This is a genomic window from Plebeiibacterium marinum (genome assembly GCF_026013615.1).
GTDB classification, from domain to species: domain Bacteria; phylum Bacteroidota; class Bacteroidia; order Bacteroidales; family Marinilabiliaceae; genus Saccharicrinis; species Saccharicrinis marinus_A.
Genome location: NZ_JAPDPI010000069.1, coordinates 1 through 20352 on the forward strand (window position 1 = coordinate 1; position 20352 = coordinate 20352).

Below are 20352 nucleotides of genomic sequence, written 5' to 3' on the forward strand. Positions count from 1 at the left end.
ACCTGGGGTGTATTGGATATGTAAATCAGCGTCCTGTAAGGACAGGTTAATAATTAATATCCATAAATTCTCTTCATTATACTCAATGTTATATTTTTTTAGGAAAATTAGATACTCATATTTAAAAGACAGGCTTTTGTAATGTCTTTCTTCAAAAATGAATGAGCTGTCCCTACAGGACGTTGATTACATCCTTACATAACCCCATGCGTTGCATGGGGCTAGGATAAGCTGTGCTTTCAGCACGATATACAAAATGCTTTCACAAAAAATCTTCAACCTAAAATATATAACATTATTCCAATAAAATAGAACCTTAGCCTGACGGCTATGCCCTTTAAGCGTTTGGGGTAATACAAGCACTAATTATCGAAATTCTGATAGTTTTTATTAAATAATTGAAACTCCTATTATCCGGTCTTATATATTTTTGGTTATCTGCATTTACCATACAATAACAATCATGCCATTCCATACTCCTGGAAATGAAACGAGCCATGAAAAATTCTTCTCACACAGGAGAAGCATTATCAGGGAGTTCCAGGTCTGTACACACATACAGGCATCAAAGGCAATTAAAAGTTAAAATTATAAAGAGATAAAAAATAAATCCCATGCAAAGCAAGTCTGTTCTATTAACAATCTGCATCATTACATCAATAATTTTCCCCGGATTATCCTATGCACAAAACTATGCCATTAGTCTTCCAGGTGGATCTAACGGCAGTGTTAGCAACATCGCTATACCAGCATTAAACTTAACCGAATTGCCTGTAACAATTGAAGCCTGGTATAAACCTGTATCTTACAATGCTTATGGCGGTATTGTTTATTACAGGGGGGCTTCAACAGATGGGGGAATTCAGTACGACAAATGGACCAATAATAAAACACTGCGGGCCATACGCAATTCAAGTGGCCAGGTTGTTGCAAACAACGAACCCACCCCAAATGAGTGGAACCACGTTGCTTGTGTGTTTACTAATGAAGCAACCACTATTTACCTAAACGGAGTCAAAACCACTGCCTCTTTAAGCGGACTTCCTCTAACCTTTGATGCTGGTATTTACATTGGATGGGATGCTGCTATCGCAGACAGGACTATTAATGGTTTATTTGATGAAATAAGAATATGGAATACCGCACGAAGCGAAACTGAAATCAATGAAAATAAATACAATACCCTTAATGGTACCGAAACTGGTTTAGTTGGTTACTGGAACTTTGACGATCAGGCCACTGTGGCAACTGATTTAAGCCCAAATGCCAACCACGGCACCATTAATGGTGGCACCTATGCCGAATCTTTTAGCAGATCAGATGCTGATGACGATGGTATCCCTGACTTCATCGACAACTGTCCTAACACCTCCAATACCGACCAGGCAGATGCTGATTATGATGGCATTGGCGACGTATGTGATGATAAATTAGAGGGAGAAGGGATTTATGATATTGTAACAAACAATGCATATGTAACCGCAAGTGGAGCTAATTTTGTCTCATTCCAGCAAAATGCCATACTATCTTACAAGGGTTATCAATACATCACATTTTGGAATAAAGAAAAACAGGTATGCCTATCTCGTAAAAAACTGCCGGAAGGGAACTGGCAAACCATTGCATTAACAGACTATACTTCTGCACATGATCTTGGAGACAATCACTATAACATTTCCTTTGGTATCTGTAAAAATGACGGAACCATTCATATAGCTTTTGATCACCATAACGATCCCTTGCACTACCGGATCTCAACGGTTGATTTAATCAATGATCCTGATAATGCTGACTGGTCTGCTGATGCGTTTAGCGAAACAAGAAACTACCTGGTTCCAGGACAGGCTATGATTGATAATGATGATAATTTTGATGGAGGAATAACCTATCCCCGTTTTATTTCAAAGCCTGATGGTGATTTACTTTTTGAATGCCGCACCGGATGGAGTGGAGATGGCAACTCTCACCTGTGGGAATACAATGGATCGGACAATAGCTGGAGTCACATTGGTGAATACCTTCACGGACGATCAGAAGGAATGCCTGTCGGTTACATCAATAATTGCGGATATATCAATGGGCTTCACTACACCCCAGGAGGCACACGCCTGCATGTTTCTTTAGTATGGAGGGATTCTCCCGATGCCAATACCAACCATGATATTTGCTACGCCTATAGTGATGACGACGGCAGAACCTGGTACAACTCTGATGGTGTATTGATCGGAACAACTGGAAGCTCAGATGTAAGTCAGTTACTAAATTTATACTCAGAAGGATTTCAAATTTTACAGGTTGATCAAAACCGGGGATTAATCAACCAGGAAGGACAAGCTGTTGACAGCAAAGGAGGAATCCATATCCTTCAGTCATATTTAAAAGACGGAGTAAGTGAAAGCTCATGGTACGACAGAAGGGTTAATGCATTTATGCGCCATATATACCAGGATGATAATGGCATATGGAAAAATGAAATCATTGCTGCATCCCGTATTGACAGGGGTGATATAGCTGTGGATGCTGCTGATAACCTATACGTTCTGGGACCTGATTACAGGGTTTACTATGCAAAAGCAGATGAAAAATGGGCTACCTGGTATGACCTGGATTTATCTCAGGATGGGAAAGTCGTAGCCGAAGGTTTGTTTGACCGCGAGCTGTTACTCGAAAATCATATCCTTTCATTTGCTGAAGCCCATAGCGATCTGGATGGTAAAATTATAGTCCCTCACTATTCCCTAACCGATTATGGTATTGAAACAAGCATATCCGAAAGTAAGCCGGCAATAAACAATACATCTATTGCCTGCTTCCCCAACCCTTTCCTGTCTGATTTTCAAATTTCAATCCAGGAAAAAGCGAGATATCAGCTGTCAGATCTGAATGGCAAAATTGTTTTGTCCGGATACATTACACCATCAGAAAAACTTGGTAATACGCTAAGACCAGGAGTTTACTTCTTAACTATTATTTCGGGTTCAAACACATCAACATTTAAAATAATTAAACGTTAAACCGTATTTTTTCAGATAACGTTCAAATATTAAATTGTATTAAATATTAAAAATAACATATACTAATTAAAGCAAGAACGTACCTTTGTTCTTTAAATATTAAAAGCTATTTTTAATACATAAATACACCTAATAGTAAGTAAAAAGTATGCATAGATATATTCTACTGTTCTATTTTCTGATCGCCAGCATTAGCTTCCAAGCCCAAAAAATCCTGAACTTCGAAAAATTATCTATTGAAGACGGACTTTCATCCAGCAGGGCCAATGCTATTATTCAGGATAGCAAAGGATATATCTGGATTGGGACCTGGAATGGATTAAACCGTTATGATGGCTATACTTTTAAAACTTATATACCTGATTACAAAGACTCCACTACCTTAACCAACCGTGAGGTGGTGGCTTTAATTGAAGACTCACATGAAAACATATGGATTGGAACCACCTCAGGATTAAGCTGCCTGAATCCCAGAAACGACAAGATTACTTCCTATAACTTCAAAAACCGGATTATCTCATTACTGGAGGGCTCCGACGGAAATATTTGGATTGGTACCTGGGGAGGCGGATTGCATATATTAAATGTAAAAACCGGACAATTTGAACGACACTTCCATAACGATATAATAAGCGACATTAGTGAAGATGATGAACACAATATCTGGCTTGCAACCTATAACGGACTGATAAAATATGATCCTAAGTCAAATTCACACACACGATATCTTTACGATCCAACACGCCCGGATAATTGTTTAAGCAACAATACAACAACCCAGGTAAAAATATCTCCTGACGGAGCCATATGGGTAGGCACATGGGGCGGTGGTTTAAACAAACTTACCTTTAACCAGGATACTAAAGAATATGATTTTCATCGTTATAAAAAATCTAACAAACCCTATAGTTTATGTTCTGACGTAGTTTATAAATTATATGTCGATCGCTTTTCCAACATCTGGTGTGGCAGCTGGGATGCAGGCATTTCACTATTAGAACCCGAAGAACAAAAAACAGCTCCTGCAAAGGCAAAATTCCACAGCTTTCAACATACCGTTAGTACTCCTGAAAGCATATCAGGAAACAATATCTCAGCATTATTTGTGGACCGCTCCGGATTATTATGGGTTGGTGCCACAAAAATAAATCGTACTTCCGTAGTAAAAAATGGTATCAATACAATCATAACCAAAAGTCTTGAGAATGGCAGTTACAACTATAGGAGTGTGGCTTCTATTGCTCAATATGAAAATAATTTATGGGTTGGAACTGCAAGTGAATTAAAATTGTACAAAAAAGACAATGACCAATTTCAGTTTGTAAAAGATATTAATGACCTATCCTACATCCATAACGGATATTATTACTCATCCACATCGGTATTGGATATTACCAAAAATTCCCATGGCCTTTGGATAGCAACCGACGATGCCGGTGTAATACTGTTTCCGGGCAATAACGCAATAACGCAAACAAAACCCTCATTTAAATATTTTAACAGCGACACACCTACTAAAATACCAGGCAATAAAGTCAATTGTATCTCTGTTTCAAAAAACAATCCGGATATGATATGGGTAGGCACCATGCATAGTGGATTTGCCAGTTTATTATATCAGGACAACAAAGCATCAACAACAATCATAAAAAAAGGAGATTCGGAAAAAGATTTATCTGATAACAGCATCCGCGCCATACTTGAAGACAAAAATGGAATGGTATGGATTGGTACTCAAAATGGGTTAAACTGTTACAATCCGCAAACCCAAACCATAACAAAGTTCTTTCATTCATTCCACGACTCATTGAGCATTAATGACAATGTGATCAATAAAATATTTGAAGATTCAAATGGCAACTTATGGATTGGTTCAAATTCAGGAATTAATAAGAAAATAGAAATTAAATTACCCAACGGGGATATAAAAATTGCTTTTAAAAACTTTCCTACCTCCCAAAGAATCGGCAACGGAATTATTACCAATATTTTTGAAGACAACAATGGTTTCTTATGGATTAAACCATACCAGGGAATTGTAAGATTTGATCCCCATAACGAAAGAATTATTAAAGACTACTTAACAAAGGATTTTCAATATCTTTCGATTGAAAGAAACAGTACTTTTAAATCAAAAAATGGAACAATATTTCTGGGAGGCACCAAAGGCTTAATCTATTTTCACCCTGACAGCCTGATGCAAAATTCGTACCCTCCCAAACCATGCATCACTGATTTTCTGGTTTTTAATACAAGCATCCACAACCAGTCGTACCCATTTAACAACGATAGCCTTAACTTATTGATACAATACAAAAACAAACTGGATCTATCCTATCAGGACAAAGCCATCAGCTTTGTTTTTTCTGCAATGGATTACAAAGATCCGGGCAAAAACACGTATGCCTATCTGCTCGAAGGATACGACAAGGTGTGGAATAACATTGGTTCAAGAAACTCTGCTACCTATACAAACATTCCCCCTGGCGATTATACGTTTCATATTAAGGCTGCCAATAGCGACGGGGTGTGGTGTACCCAGCCAACATCCATCAACATCCATATCTCTTCGCCCTGGTGGAAAACGATATGGGCCTACATATTATATGGTATTGTTTTTATAGCCACTCTTTACTTTTTTAAAGAATATTCCATAATTCAGATTAAAGAGAAGACCCGTATCATGCTTAAAACGGTAAAAATTGAGAAAGAAAATAAGCTTAACGAATTAAAAACCTTATTCTTTACCGATATTACCCATGAATTCAGAACTCCTTTAACTCTCATACAAGGCCCTGCCGAAGAGTTAATCAGTCAAAATGAAGATTCACCCCAGGTAGTCAGTCAGGCTAAGCTAATATTAAAAAGCACCAACAAACTACTAAGGCTGGTAAACCAATTAATGGATTTCCGCAAAATAGACAGGGGTAAAATGGAGCTTTTCCTGCAGCAATGTAACGTCACCATGCTTTTAAATGATTTATTTGAGAGCTTTAATAAAGTTTCCCAATCCCGTTCTATTGATTTTGAAATTGTTACAGACGATCCACAAATCAACATCTATGCTGATACCGATAAAATAGAACGGATATTAGACAACCTTGTTTCAAATGCATTTAAATATACCGATGACGGTGGAAAAATAAGGGTATATGCCAATTTAAGTGAAGTAGATTCCCTGGGCACCTGCCTGGTTTTAGAAGTGGAAGATAATGGTATCGGGATTTCCACAGATAACCACGAGAAAGTATTTGAAAGATTCTTCCAAACGCATCAAAAAGCAACACACAGCACCGGAGGAATAGGTTTATACCTCTCAAAAACATTTGCCGACCAACATGGTGGTTATATTGAACTCCTTAGTGAATTAGGTAAGGGAAGTGTGTTTAAGGTAGTCATACCTGCCAACCTGAACATGCTGAATTCTAAAAACTTTAACACCGAAACAGAAAGCGAACTTCAACAAACAACAACTGCCAGTATACCTGGCGAAGTCCAGCCAAAAACATCAGGCAGGAACATAAAACATGATAACGAAACTCATTACAAGGTACTTGTTGTTGAGGACAACTCTGACTTAAATGAATTTATTATAAACGGACTATCTGATGAGTTTGAAGCTACAGGAGTTTATAATGGCAAGGAAGGGTACGAAATTGCAAAGAGTATGAATCCTGATATTATTATCACCGATGTAATGATGCCGGAACTCAACGGATTTGATTTTTGCAAACTACTTCGCAACGATGTGGCCACTTCACATATACCTGTTATTTTCTTAACTGCAAAAACCCTGATAGAACATGAATTACAGGGCTTAAAACTTGGGGCGGTTGATTATATATTTAAACCATTTAACTTACAATCCTTAAAGCTTAGGATACACAATGCGCTAAAATCCCGCATTGAGATTCAATCAAAATTACGAAAGGACCTGTTATTAGAACCGGATAAGATTGAACTCCCATCACTAGACGAGAAGTTAATAAAAGATGCCGTAGATGCAGTTAATAAGCATCTTGACGATCCTACTTTTGATGTGGAAAAATTTAGTGAGGTAATTGGATTAAGTGCAAACCAGGCCTACAGAAAAATCAAATCCTTAACCGGACAAACCGTTAAAGAGTTTATCCGGAACCAGCGTTTAAAAACCGCAGCCGCAATGTTAATCCAGAATAAACGATCTATTTCGGAAGTCATCTATATGGTTGGTTTTTCCAGTCCTTCTTATTTTTCAAGATGCTTCAAAGAGTTTTATAATTGCACACCCAAAGAGTATATTGCCAACAATGGCACATTACCAGAAGATTAAAGGTTGTATAAACCCAGGGCACAGAAAGGCATTTCCTCCTAAGGAAATCGCCTTTACGTGGCAACTGAAACTACAAGAGGTGAATCTTGATACTCTTTAATACACCCCTCTGATTTACCAGCTTAAGATGTGCGGAGAGTAAATGCGGACTTTTCTAACTGGGACTATATTAAACCGTAAGAAAGAACAGAATAACTGTCGGATTTAATACAAAACAATATTGCTACAAAAGAAACATGTTGCATGTTGCTGAGTAAATTATTGATATCAGGACATACAATAAGGTTTATAGGCGATATATTGATAATATCACCTTTACAATGTGTGGTTAAATGAATAGTGCCATTGACATTTAATATACAAACAGAGTTGAGAGCCCAAATATCAATGATTTTGATGTTATCAACTATGGTATGGCATAAGAACAACTATGAGTTATCTGTTGCGCCAAAGAAGAAGGCGTCTATAATTTTGTTCTATATGAGTTTCGATAAGTAAAAAGGACGAAGCGAAGTTGATGTTGCCAGGAAGTTGGTACAGAGCAGCTTTAGACGCGATTCAATGCCTGGTAAAGAAAAGTATAATGTATACAGACACCTGCTTGTGTCACAAAAACAAACAGGTATCAGGTAGTCACGGATTATGTATCAGAACTTTGTAATGAGCGTTGAAATTGCAATAGATTTTTTAATACATATTGCGGGTTAAAAGCACCCCTTCTTATCAGTCTTCATTTTGGACAACTCCGTCTTTTCCATACTTTGAAGGGGAACAACCAAACTGCGATTTAAAACATTTACTAAAATAAAATGGATCTTCAATACCCACTTTCCAGGAAACCTCCGATACATTATACTTGTCTTCAAGCAACATTTCAGCCGCTTTTTTCATCCTCTTTATTTTTATAAGCTCATTGGGAGAATACCCGGTGATTCCTTTTACTTTTTTATAAAATATGGTACGCGACAATTTAGCTTTCTTGGTAAACTGAGCCACCGTAAACTCAGGATCTGAGAGGTTCTGATCAACAATATCGTTAATCAGGTCGTAAAACTTCTGGTCTTTTTCATCGTCACTGATTATGGCTTTTTTAACATCAATATCTATTGAAAAGTGTTTTTTCAGTTTCTCACGCTGCTCTATTAATGCATATACCCTCGACAATAAATATTTTAAACTGAACGGTTTCATTATATATTCATCCGCTCCGCTTTCACTTCCCTGGAGTTTGATGGTATCTGATGATAAAGCAGTAAGCAATATGATAGGGATATGCGATGTTTCAAAATCGTCTTTTAACAATCGGGTTAACTGAAGTCCGTCCATTTCGGGCATTTTAACATCGCAAATGATCAGCGTAGGATTTATAGCCCTGGCTTTTTCAAGCCCCTCTTTTCCATCTTCGGCCACTTCTACATGGCAATGGTGCATCAGTTCCTCTTTCAAATACTCCCTGATATCGTAATTATCATCAATAATAAGCACTTTCCACTGGTGTGGAACCAACGGTTTTGCAATGGATTGATCCTCCTGTTTTATTTCCACTACCTCTTCTGCTTCCTCCACATCATCTTCATCCAAAAACCTCACATCATGATATACCTCTTTTTTAGAAGGCAATTCTATTGTAAATACAGAGCCCCCTTCAGGGTTGGGTTCATACCAAACACGTCCTTTATGCGCTTCCGTAAACTCTTTAACCAGCTCCAGACCAATACCCGTTCCTTCTGCCGAAAAATTGAGTTTCATAAACCTACTAAACAACATATCCTGCTGCTCCTTAGGTACACCTACCCCAGTATCTATAACACTAATAGTACACTTGCCATTCTCATTATCTTTTAATAACTGACAGGTAATGCAGCCATTAGCTGGCGTAAACTTAAATGCATTTGAAAGAAGGTTGAATATCATTTTTTCAACCTTGTTTCTGTCAATATAGATTTCCCATGCACTATCGATGCCTTCAAACTGATAATCAATATTTTTTTGGAAAGCAGTTTCTTTAAAAGCATAGTAGGCATTTAAAGTAAAATCCCTGATGTCCGTTTTTTCCAAATTCAAGGTCAATACATTATTCTGCAACTTCCTGAATTCCAACAATTGTTCTATTAACCTTGACATCTGCGAAGTATTCCTGTCAAGCAATTTTACATTTTTGGTAACTTCGGCAGGCAATTTATCAATGTCGTGGAGTCTTTCTATAGCCCCTTTAATCAGGGTTAAAGGCGTACGGAATTCATGAGATATATTAGTGAAAAACCGCAGTTTATAATCGGTTAACTGCTTCTCCATTTTTACCGCATTATTAAGCGAATTTATCCTGATAAAGAAACGGACAAAGATAAAAGCAAGTGCTAAAATGATTAAAAAGTAAACAGCTATTGCATAAGTGGTTTTCCAAAATGGAGGCAATATGGTCACCTTACAGGTTCTTATAAAATTGTTCCATTTTCCATCGGCGTTGGCCCCTTTTACTTTGAATATATATTCACCCGGTTCCATATTTTTGTAGGTAGCCCAGTTATTTGAATTGGGCAAACTCCAGTACTGATCGTATGACTCCAGTATGTATGAATATTTATTTCGGGTGGGATCTGTTAAATCCAGGCAGGAAAAATTAAAGGTAAAGGTATTTTGATCATATTTTAAGATGATTTCATTTGTAGAAACAACAGATTCTGGCAAATCAAACTTCTTCTCTCCGGCCTCAATCCTTTGATCCAGCACATAAAAATCTGTTAACAAAACCTTAGGAACCTTGGGATTGGCAACTATAGTTGTAGGATCAAGCCTTAACAGCCCATCCAGGGTGCCCCATAAAAGTTCACCATCATCCTTTACCAGACAGGCGTTTTCATTATAAAAATTACCATATGAATTTTCAGAAAACTGATAGGCCAGGAAGGTGTTTTTATTCTCGTCATAATGAGCCAGACCACTTTCGGTGCTCACCCAAAGAACACTATCCTTACTTTCCATTATAGAGTTAACAATACTGGAGGGCAACCCCTCTTCCCTTGTATACTTAATAAATGCCCCTTGACTATCCAGACTTCCCCGGTCTAATAAGTTCACTCCCCCTCCGGCCGTGCCAATCCACAACCGCTTGGCGCTATCTTCAAAAACAGTCTTTATATCATTACAGTTCAACCCAACAGAATGACCCGTATTATATGTATATAAAGTATATGCTTTCGGATTTTTGATAAAAGCATCCGGATCAAAAGATATCAATCCTACATAGCTACCAACCCAAATCTGCCCTTTAACATCCTGCAACATACAACGCAAATAACTTTGGTTTCCGCTATCTTTAAAAAAGTGGGTAAATTCAAATTTGCCATTGGTTTCCTTTACCAGGTCCATTCCCCCACCAAAGGATGCAATCCAAATCCGGCCTTCTGTATCCTGGATAATATCAAACACTGAATCAAAACACAAACTCAAAGGATTATCTGCCTGATTTACAAAATGCCTGAGCAACTTTAAGGTTTTCCTGTCGTACAAATAAATACCATTCCCCTTTGTTCCAACCCATAGCCTTCCTTTATTGTCTTCTAAAACAGTATAAGGATTAATCCCTTTTCCTACCAGTCTTTTAAAATTCAGCTGCTGATCGTAAAAATACAAGCTCCCGTTTTTAGTCCCCAACCAAATATTCTTATCAGTATCCTGATATATTACTTTAACATTGTTGGAAGAACCGATGGCTTTATGCTCCTCAGGTTTAAGGTACTCAACCTTAAACTTTCTCCTTGCCACTTTAATTGCCCCGGCGTATTCACTTCCCATCCATATGTTTCCATAATTATCTTCAGTTACAGAAAGGATATAATCAGAAGCAGGACTATTACCACCCTTATTATAGGTATAATTTGTCAGTTCATCTTTAATTTCATCGTATCGGTACAATCCATTACCATAGGTAGTGATCCAAAAAATACCGTTGCCATCGATTAATACATTATACCTGCCATCATCAATCACCTCTGCTATTGATGGTGCTATTAATTGCATGGTTTTATATCCGCCATGATCCGGGTTTTGATAAATTACTTTTCCTGAATAATCATATATCCATACACCGTGGTTTTTATCAACCACCATTTGTGGGGGACTGTCGAAAGGCGTTTCCTTTTTACATGGGTTGCTAACAAATGTTCCATTATGAATATCTAAACTTAACAATTCATTGGACCTGGTTGAAATAAACAGGTAATCACCATAAGCCTTTTCCATATCGAAGAAAACATGGGGCTGTGAATATTTATATGGTTCCAAAAACATTTGCTTTTGAATATCCCATCTATGAATCGCGTTACTTCCCGACAAAAAATAAACAACACCATTATATTCTATCGCCCTCCTGAATTCACCTAAAGAACTATCCTCAAAAAACATAGTGATCTGGCCGGATTTATCAATCCGGTTCAATCCCTTTGTACAACCGATCCAGTTATTTCTATTTGAATCCTGAAATACAAACCTAACTTCAGATCCTGTCAGTTTATGGTTGCTTTGGGAGCATATTAAATCAACAACCGGTTTTCGTTCCCCATCCTTCACTATTTTAACACACCCTAAATCTCCCCACAACCAAATATGTCCATCCTTATTTTCAATATAGTTGGTATACAGCAGAGGAACTTTCCTGTCATCATAGCTAAAATCGACAAATTGCTCAGTTTTGGGATTATAGCAGCTGTAAGAATTATCATATTTCTTAATCCACAAAAAGCCATCGTTATCTTCTGAAATCTGCTTGATGCGCTGATCGGAAAGATTTGTGTTAAAACCTGCCTTGGGCCTGTGTGTAATAAACCGGGTTCCGTCATAACGAACAAGCCCATCAAGGGTACCAAACCATATAAAGCCCTGTTTGTCTACCAAAACACTTCTTACGGTATTTTGGGCTAATCCATCTTTTGTGCTAATTTGTGTAAAAACTAATTCTTCCTGTCCGTATAGGTTGGAAACTAAAAGTACGAACATCAATAATTGGCAAAATCTTCTCCTCATCATAATTCTTATACAAAAACCTCTGGTTTTACTGCAGTGCAAAAACAACCACTAAAAATAAACAATTTACATGAAATGGCATCCCTGAGCGATGATATTTCATGGGTTTGTATGATAATCCATTAAAAAAACATATTTTGATACTATCTTGGGTTTTCAAAAATAATTATACAAACGCTATGCTGAATTACACAAAAATTAAACTAAGTACGATTGCCTTTGGCCTGATGTTGTTATTACTATCAGGATGCACACCTCCTAAAAAAGATGTCTATCTGTTTTCATATTTTATAGATAAAGGAAAAGATGGTTTGCACCTTGCATATAGCTATGATGGACATAACTGGGAGACTTTGAACAATGGCAAAACTTTCCTTGAACCCCTTGTTGGCAAGGACAAGCTTATGCGCGACCCAAGTATTACTCAGGGTAATGATGGTACATTTCATATGGTTTGGACTACCGGTTGGTGGGACAAAGGGATTGGTTATGCATCATCAAAGGATTTAATTCATTGGTCTGAACAGAAAAACATCCCTGTAATGGCCCATCTTGACAGCACAAAAAACACCTGGGCTCCGGAACTGTTTTATGAAGAAAAAGAAGATGTATTCTACATCATATGGGCCTCTACTGTTCCAGGCTCATTCCCAGAGGTTGAGACTACAACAAATGAAAGGGGCTTAAACCACCGCCAATATTATACTACTACAAAAGACTTTAATTCCTTTTCACCAACACAGTTATTTTTTGACCCCGGATTCAGTGTAATAGATGCTGCTATTATTAAAAGGGAATCAGATTATATGATGGTTGTTAAAAATGAAATGTCGGTACCTAAAGAAAAAAACCTTAGAACCACATTCACATCTGACCTTTCAAAAGGTTTCCCGGTGGAGGTTTCAGAAAGCATTAGTGGCGATTGCTGGGCAGAAGGACCAACTCCATTGCAGGTAGGCGAATATATTTATATCTATTTTGACAAATACAGAGAGCATAAATATGGTGCTATCCGTTCAAAAGATGCCCAACAATGGGAAGATGTTTCTGATGTTATCAACCTTCCTAAAGGCATCAGGCACGGTACTGCTTTTAAAGTATCAGAAGATATTCTGACCAAATTATTAAGTGATAATCAGAATCAAGAGTAAAAACAAAAGTTTTATAGCTTCTTTGTGCCGTAATAGATTTTTGTTAACCGGGAGAAGAAATATTTTACATCGACAATAGTACTATATTACCTGTAAACTTTTTTTCGCTTAACAGGTTTGGTATTAGTGAAATGTTGTACGCTACGAGAATTAATCTTCCCCTGGCAGGGGGAAGTACCACATCAAAGATGGGGGGAAGGGGGTATGATTAATAAAATCTTGTCTATAAATAGTAAAAAAGCGATTGGCTTCATTAAAATAACAGACCCGAATTACAATATTATAGTAATAAACTTATCAACATCCTGTAATTATTATAAAAAAATTAAGGCATTTTATGAAGATTGGAAGGAGATAAACAGGTATTATTTATAGTTATTGCATTAGTATATAATTTACCCCCTTCCCCATGCCTTTAGCATGGTACTTCCCCCTAACAGGGGGAAGATTGATTCCCGTTATGTTTAGGTTTTTATGGCAAAAAAACTTCTTTTCGAACACTAGAGGGTAATGCCTCAAGCTATGATGTTATAGCCTCTCAGCCTATTTTAACAGTGTCGGCAAGCGGGGAATCAATTTTTAGCTTTCGTATTACTGGAAATTGTATTACACTACTACACACTTGCAGACTGAATAAGTAACTACCAGGTAGCAATGAGCTATATATTAAAAATTCACTTTATAATTGAGATGAATTTCCTTCAACAAATCCTGTTTTTTGTTGAAGGAACCTTGAACGAACCTTGAAGGAACCTTGAAGAAAACTTGTTTCGCTTAGGCTCACTTTTTCCTTTCTTGTTCTCTCAAATAATATATGTAAACAGGGTAGCATGTCATGGAGAAGTAATACTATTTTGACAATGAAATGAGCACTTGGTATAATGCCGATAGATTAATGACTGTGTTAAATGCGAAGCAAATTTAACGCTCGTGTCATTAACAAATCGGTATTAAACCTTCTAGTTTCTGATACATTATTAGTGCTATTCTGTAAGCAATTTATATACTTCATCGGCGAACCTTGCACCCAGATGAATGTACCCCTCGTTATTGTAATGCCATTTATCAGAGTATTTATAATACCTGGTATCCCTGACAATAGATGTATTACTATCTGTTTTGGCAAATTTTTCCTGTGCATATTGGATCAGCTCACCACATTCCCATACTTTTCCATCAGAATCTTTCCATGAATCAGAAATTTTGCCAACAACAACAGGCAAATCATCTTTTAAAAAGGCTGCCCTCAACAAATCCATCAACCTCTTCAGGTTCGCATAATATCGCGATGCGCATTCCTCAGTAGTGGCATCTGATTCGCCCTGCATCCAGATAATACCCGACGGGATCAACACATCTTCTACTCCATCGTTATTAATATCACGGGTAAACATGGCTTGCTTTATGGTTTGTAAACAATGGTCGTATTGGTTTAGCCCGTTAGTTCCTATAAAATCAGGTTCCCAACAACCAAAATTGCGTGCCATTGAACTGTCTATTGAAGTACCTCCCTTTGAATACTTTATCAGGGCAATCTTTTCGCCTGGAAACATTTCCTGTAACCTTTTAGCAAAAGACAACTCTACTCCAAACCTTTGTGATAATGTATTATTTTTTCCGTCGGATGAAAACTTTACTCCATGTCCTGGTTTCAGATTATCCCATAAGCCAAGTCCTCCTCCCGATTGGTTATCTCCAACAGGATTACCATGAAAAATATAAACATCTTTGAATTTCTTATCTAACGAATCCGGTAAATCCTTACAGTAACCATATCCATCCATATTGGATTGTCCTCCAAGGTAAAACACACGAATCGTATCTTTTTTTGTTTTGGCTGAAAGTGTAAGTGGCAATAGAATTAATAAGGCAATTATTACTTTGTACATCGATAAAAATTTTGATTAATAAAAAAAGCAAGCCAATTTATTAAAAAATGGCTTGCCAGTAACATACTATATAAAACTATTTCAGGACAACTTATTTGTCTCTGCCTCCTTATTTTTTGATTATTTTACGCACCCATTGATACTCATCTGTATATATTTTTAGCAGATAAACACCTTGTGGCAACATGGTGACATCAATTTTATCAGCCGAATAAACATCATTCTGTTTATATACTAATTGTCCATTAATATCCCTGATTTCCAAAGTTGCGTTAGCTGTATTATCCTGTAATCTTACATACAATACATTTTCTACCGGATTAGGATATAAGGTCAATTCTTTTTCCTTCTCTGCATCAATAGCTGTAGGCGTATCTGTTACTTTAATAATACCCGTTGAATTCAGGTTCGATAAGTCCCAATACAATCCATCACCGGGTGTTGCGGGACTAATGGCGTCAAAACTACCAACAATATCATCGCTACTAATAATCCGGAATGCTTGTCCTGCAACCAGGGTTCCTTCCGTAACAACTACTTGCAATGTACCTGCAAGGGTAGCAGTTCCTGAAACCGTAATTTTATCGGATGCCGGCGCACTGGCATTTACCTTAGCATAATAAATAGCCCCTGTAAGTAAAGTCAGGTTGTTGTTTATGGTCAGATTACCTATTTCTGTAGTCAAGCCGGGCATTAGATACGCACGGTTATTAACCGTTACCTCTCCTGAAATATAGCCCGTTCCGGATAATGCAGCCCTGCTGCCAACACTAACTGCTCCGGTACCGGTTGCACTTCCTGTGGTATTCTGAACAATAAGAGATCCACGCTCAATTACAGTACCACCCGAATAAGTATTGCTATTGGTCAAAGTCCAGCGCCCCGATCCTGTTTTAATTATTGCTGCTGATGCACCTGTATACTTATACTGAGTATCCGTTATTCTCCCGTCGAAACTTACCGAAGTATTCTTTCCGCCAATTTTCCACGTAATTGTATTGGTTGCCTGACCGCCGGCTCCCAGTTCGGAAGTAGAAGTCCCTGTCAATTCTCCTATTTCGACAATATCATCAGAGCTATTTTTATATACAGCTAGAACATTATTACCCAGGCTTATTGATGCATTTGGATACCCCAAACTGTTACCGCAAATAAACCATCCATCGTTAGATGAAGTCGCTACATTAACCGATCCTGTAAACAACGACCAGTCACCATTTAAATGAGAACGGGTATAAGGCGTATTTAAGTTAAGAACTCCCCCACCTGTCAAATCTCCATAATGGTCGCATCGTCCATCCAAGTTCAAAGCGGCTGTATAACCGGCCGGAACTTCCATATCCCAATAAATATCAGAATAAGTTCCTGGGCTATTCAACATTTGTACGGTGGCATCTTTAATAATAACCTTATTGTTACCAAACCCATATGAATTGGCCGATTCTGAAGTCAGCGCTACGGTACCTTCATTCAGGCTAAATGCACCGTTTAAAGTATTAACCGCAGAAAGACTCAGCGTACCCTGCCCACTCTTAATCAATTGCCCCTCTCCGGTAATTGCACCACCTAAGGCTAACGATTGACCTTCTACATATATTTCGCCCCCTGTAGAACCAACAGTGATCTTTCTGTTTGTAACATCATCATTACCTGTATAATATAATTTTCCTCCATTTATCGTTAAACTGGTAGCACTATTACTTCCACTACCAATACTACTTGGGTTACCTATAGTATTTAGCCTGCTTACTTCTAAAAACCCCGAAGTTATTTCAACGTCTCCTGTAAAAGTGTTGTTTTCATTAAGCACTAAATAGCCACTTCCACTTTTAACAAGTCCACCATCTCCGGCAATAGCGCCATCTCCGCTAAAAGTATAAGCCTCTGATGAAACAAACTCCATACCTCCGATAGGCACATCTTCCGCCACTACCACACTATGATTACCATCATTATTAAAAATGACATTATCCCCATATGCAAACACATCCAGCTCCCCATTGTTGAGCCAGTTCTCATTTTTCAAATAATTCCAAACATTATTGCTATTACCATCCCAAATAACCGTTGTAGCAGCCCTTGGCGGTGTAGTAATTAATACTATTGACTGTCCTGATAATTCCACTGAATACATAAAATCATTAATGCCTAAATTATCATTAACCCCAATCATATTAATATCATCAACGGATCCTGTAAAACTACCAGTAAAACTCATTAAGGTATAGGTACCTTCTGCCAATGCAGCATTGATTTTATTTACTTCAATATTTAAAGTTCCATTAATATTTACATCCCCACCTATTGAAATTAAATCACTGCCATTGGTAATCCCCTCCGGGTCGTTGGATAAATCCATAAAAACAGAGGCTCCATCTTCTGCTGTAAATGCGCCATTCACTGTAGTTTCACCTGGATTAGATTCATTTCCCACTATCAGTTTAGCTCCGCTCTGTAATTCCAATGATGCCAAAGAACCTTCGCCGGCAAACGTACCTTTGCCTTTTACAACTGCTTTACTATTGCTCAGGTTACCATTGGCCACAAGCATCCCCTCACTTACAGTAGTATTTCCGCTATAGTCGTTATTTGTATTTATTGTTAAAGTACTTAAGCCTCCTTTTACCAGTCCCATGGTACCCGATAATTTTCCAGTACCACTAAAAGTATAGTCAGAAGGGCTCATTACCGTAACCATTGACGGGCTTAAAGCTTCATTTATAAATATATCAGAGCTGTTATCTCCCGTCATAGAAAATAATACATCATCCCCATCTGTATAAACAGCCGGAGTGTTATCCATTAATTTCCAGTTCTCAGTACTATTGATGTCCCAATTAAAATTACTGGCACCAGTCCATTTCAATTTAGCCTGAGCTATTGGCGCTAATGGTGGTTTCTGCATTCCTTCGCCAAGAAAATACCCCAAATGTGGAGGTTGGTTGTACCCAACATTTTGCCATGCTATTGCCAAACGATACTGAGGATCGTGCATCAAGGTAATAAACTTATGCTCGGTCACATCCGTAGTAGTAAAGATCCTGAGTTTTTCGTTATCTGTGGTTCTAAGGATTAGCTCTTCACGCCAATCTCCCAAAATATCAGCAGACAAGTTTGGGGTTGCTTTTGTGCTGTTGTTTGAAGCACATCCGCTGGCATTGAGCAAGGTGCCTACATTATATTTTGAAATGGTGATATTATCCAATAACTCCCTGGTTAAATCTCCGTCCCAATATATCAGAAAGTTAATTGATGGCCGTCCACCAATGACTTCTGCATCCAGGTTAAACACACCACTATAAGCAGTTGACCACATTTCATAACCAAAATGATCGGGGTCAATATCGGCAGCAACGCCCCTCCCCACATCTCCATCAGCTTCATATTGCCATAATATTTCACCAGTTGCAGCATCTCTGTATGTCATGCCATTATCGCCTTCCTCATGAGGAGAGAACACTTCCAAACCGGGTCTGTTTGGATCCATATCCGAAACGTGCAAAGCATCACCATGCCCCAGGCCGGTATTATATAATCCGGATCCATCATCATCTACGGTCATGGAACCATATACTATTTCATCTTTTCCATCATTATCTAAATCTGCTACACTTAGATTATGGTTCCCTTGCCCTGCATACGAAGAATATCCGTTATTGGTATCAAAAACCCAACGCTGGGTTAAATCAGAACCATTTAAATCCCAGGCAGCCAACACTGTTCTGGTATAATAGCCACGTGCCATCACCAAACTTGGTTTCTCCCCATCTAAATAGGCCACACAAGCTAAAAACCGGTCTACCCTGTTACCATAACTATCGCCCCAGCTTGACACAGAGCCACGCCCGGGAACATAATCAACTGTAATCATTTCGTTACCGGTATCACCACTAAATACCGTTAAATACTCAGGTCCCGCAAGAATATAGCCTCCTGAATTCCGGTAATCGGCAGTATGGTCGGCACTAGCTGCCGGCCCTGTACTTAAATAACTTCCTGTATTATCTGTAGTACCCGGTGCTGTTTTACAGGCCACCTCGGCTTTTCCGTCGCCATTTAGATCATACACCATATATTGTGTATAATGTGCTCCGGATCGGATGTTAATTCCCAAATCTATCCTCCACAATTGGGTACCGTCAAACTCGTATGCATCCAGAATTGTATTGCCTGTATACCCTGATTGAGAGTTATCTTTAGAATTAGAAGGATCCCATTTCACCACAAGCTCATAATCTCCATCTCCATCCAGGTCGCCAACACTACAGTCGTTGGGCGAATAGGTATATACAGAACCTTCGACAGTTCCACCAGCAGGCCTGTTCAGGTTGATGTCCTTATAATTGGCAGACCATATTTCCACACCTTCTGACCGCTCCTGCTCTACCCCATCTACAACGGCAGCGACTGAATATAAAGCCGCTTCAGATGAATTGTCAACATAATTGGTAGAACCAGATATTGGTGTTTCATTTAGTTTAGTATCTCCCCTGTACACATAAAAAGACACATCTTCCGATTCTGTACCTAACCATCTCCAGCTCACAAAAACCTCATTGGTACCAGTTCGAACAGCAACAACTCCCCTGTTTATGATTTCCAACTGCCTTTGTCCATATATATTTGCACATAGAGTAAGTAGTGTAAAAAACACTCCTAACTTAACTTTTCTGAACTTTTTCATTATATATATTCAATAGTTTCATTAATAATCCTAATCTGCATATACCAGAAGAGTATGAGGCACAAGGCACAAGACACAAGTATCAAGTATCACGATATTCTCTTCAAGTAATCCCTACCTGGCGCGCTACATAGCGTATGTTTTTCTTTATTATCATAAACCTACCACGCGTGAGGACACGCGCAGTCAATGTCATTAAATTAAGAAATTCACTTCGTGAATTTCTTGATATTGGGACGTTGTCCCAAACCCAACTCCCTTTTTGGCATTGCCCCAAAAA

Annotated in this window: 6 protein-coding genes; 3 read left to right on the plus strand and 3 right to left on the minus strand. The window is 38.2% G+C overall.

Annotated elements, in window-relative coordinates; genetic code table 11:
- Nucleotides 1–614 precede the first annotated feature (614 nt).
- Both OM074_RS21645 and OM074_RS19985 read left to right on the plus strand, forming a co-directional pair.
- Nucleotides 615–3014 carry a BNR-4 repeat-containing protein gene (locus OM074_RS21645; RefSeq protein ID WP_435873446.1) on the plus strand — a complete coding sequence of 800 codons (2400 nt, stop codon included), beginning with the start codon at nucleotides 615–617 and terminating at the stop codon, nucleotides 3012–3014.
- A 148-nt stretch (nucleotides 3015–3162) separates the two neighbouring features.
- Nucleotides 3163–7326, plus strand: coding sequence for a hybrid sensor histidine kinase/response regulator transcription factor (locus tag OM074_RS19985; RefSeq protein ID WP_301202412.1), 4164 nt, complete (start codon nucleotides 3163–3165; stop codon nucleotides 7324–7326).
- Between the two features lie 723 nt (nucleotides 7327–8049).
- Here OM074_RS19985 and OM074_RS19990 read toward each other — a convergent pair.
- On the minus strand, nucleotides 8050–12351 hold the full coding sequence (locus OM074_RS19990) for a hybrid sensor histidine kinase/response regulator (RefSeq protein ID WP_301202413.1): 4302 nt from the start codon (nucleotides 12349–12351) through the stop codon (nucleotides 8050–8052).
- 176 nt (nucleotides 12352–12527) lie between these two features.
- On the opposite strand from OM074_RS19990, the gene OM074_RS19995 reads away from it, so the two are divergent.
- Nucleotides 12528–13499, plus strand: a complete 972-nt coding sequence (locus OM074_RS19995; RefSeq protein WP_301202414.1) for a glycoside hydrolase family 43 protein — start codon at nucleotides 12528–12530, stop codon at nucleotides 13497–13499.
- Between the two features lie 983 nt (nucleotides 13500–14482).
- Here OM074_RS19995 and OM074_RS20000 read toward each other — a convergent pair.
- Nucleotides 14483–15388: a sialate O-acetylesterase gene (locus OM074_RS20000; protein ID WP_301202415.1), complete on the minus strand. Its 906-nt coding sequence runs from the start codon at nucleotides 15386–15388 to the stop codon at nucleotides 14483–14485.
- A 109-nt stretch (nucleotides 15389–15497) separates the two neighbouring features.
- Nucleotides 15498–20072 carry a rhamnogalacturonan lyase family protein gene (locus OM074_RS20005; RefSeq protein WP_301202416.1) on the minus strand — a complete coding sequence of 1525 codons (4575 nt, stop codon included), beginning with the start codon at nucleotides 20070–20072 and terminating at the stop codon, nucleotides 15498–15500.
- Nucleotides 20073–20352: the final 280 nt, after the last annotated feature.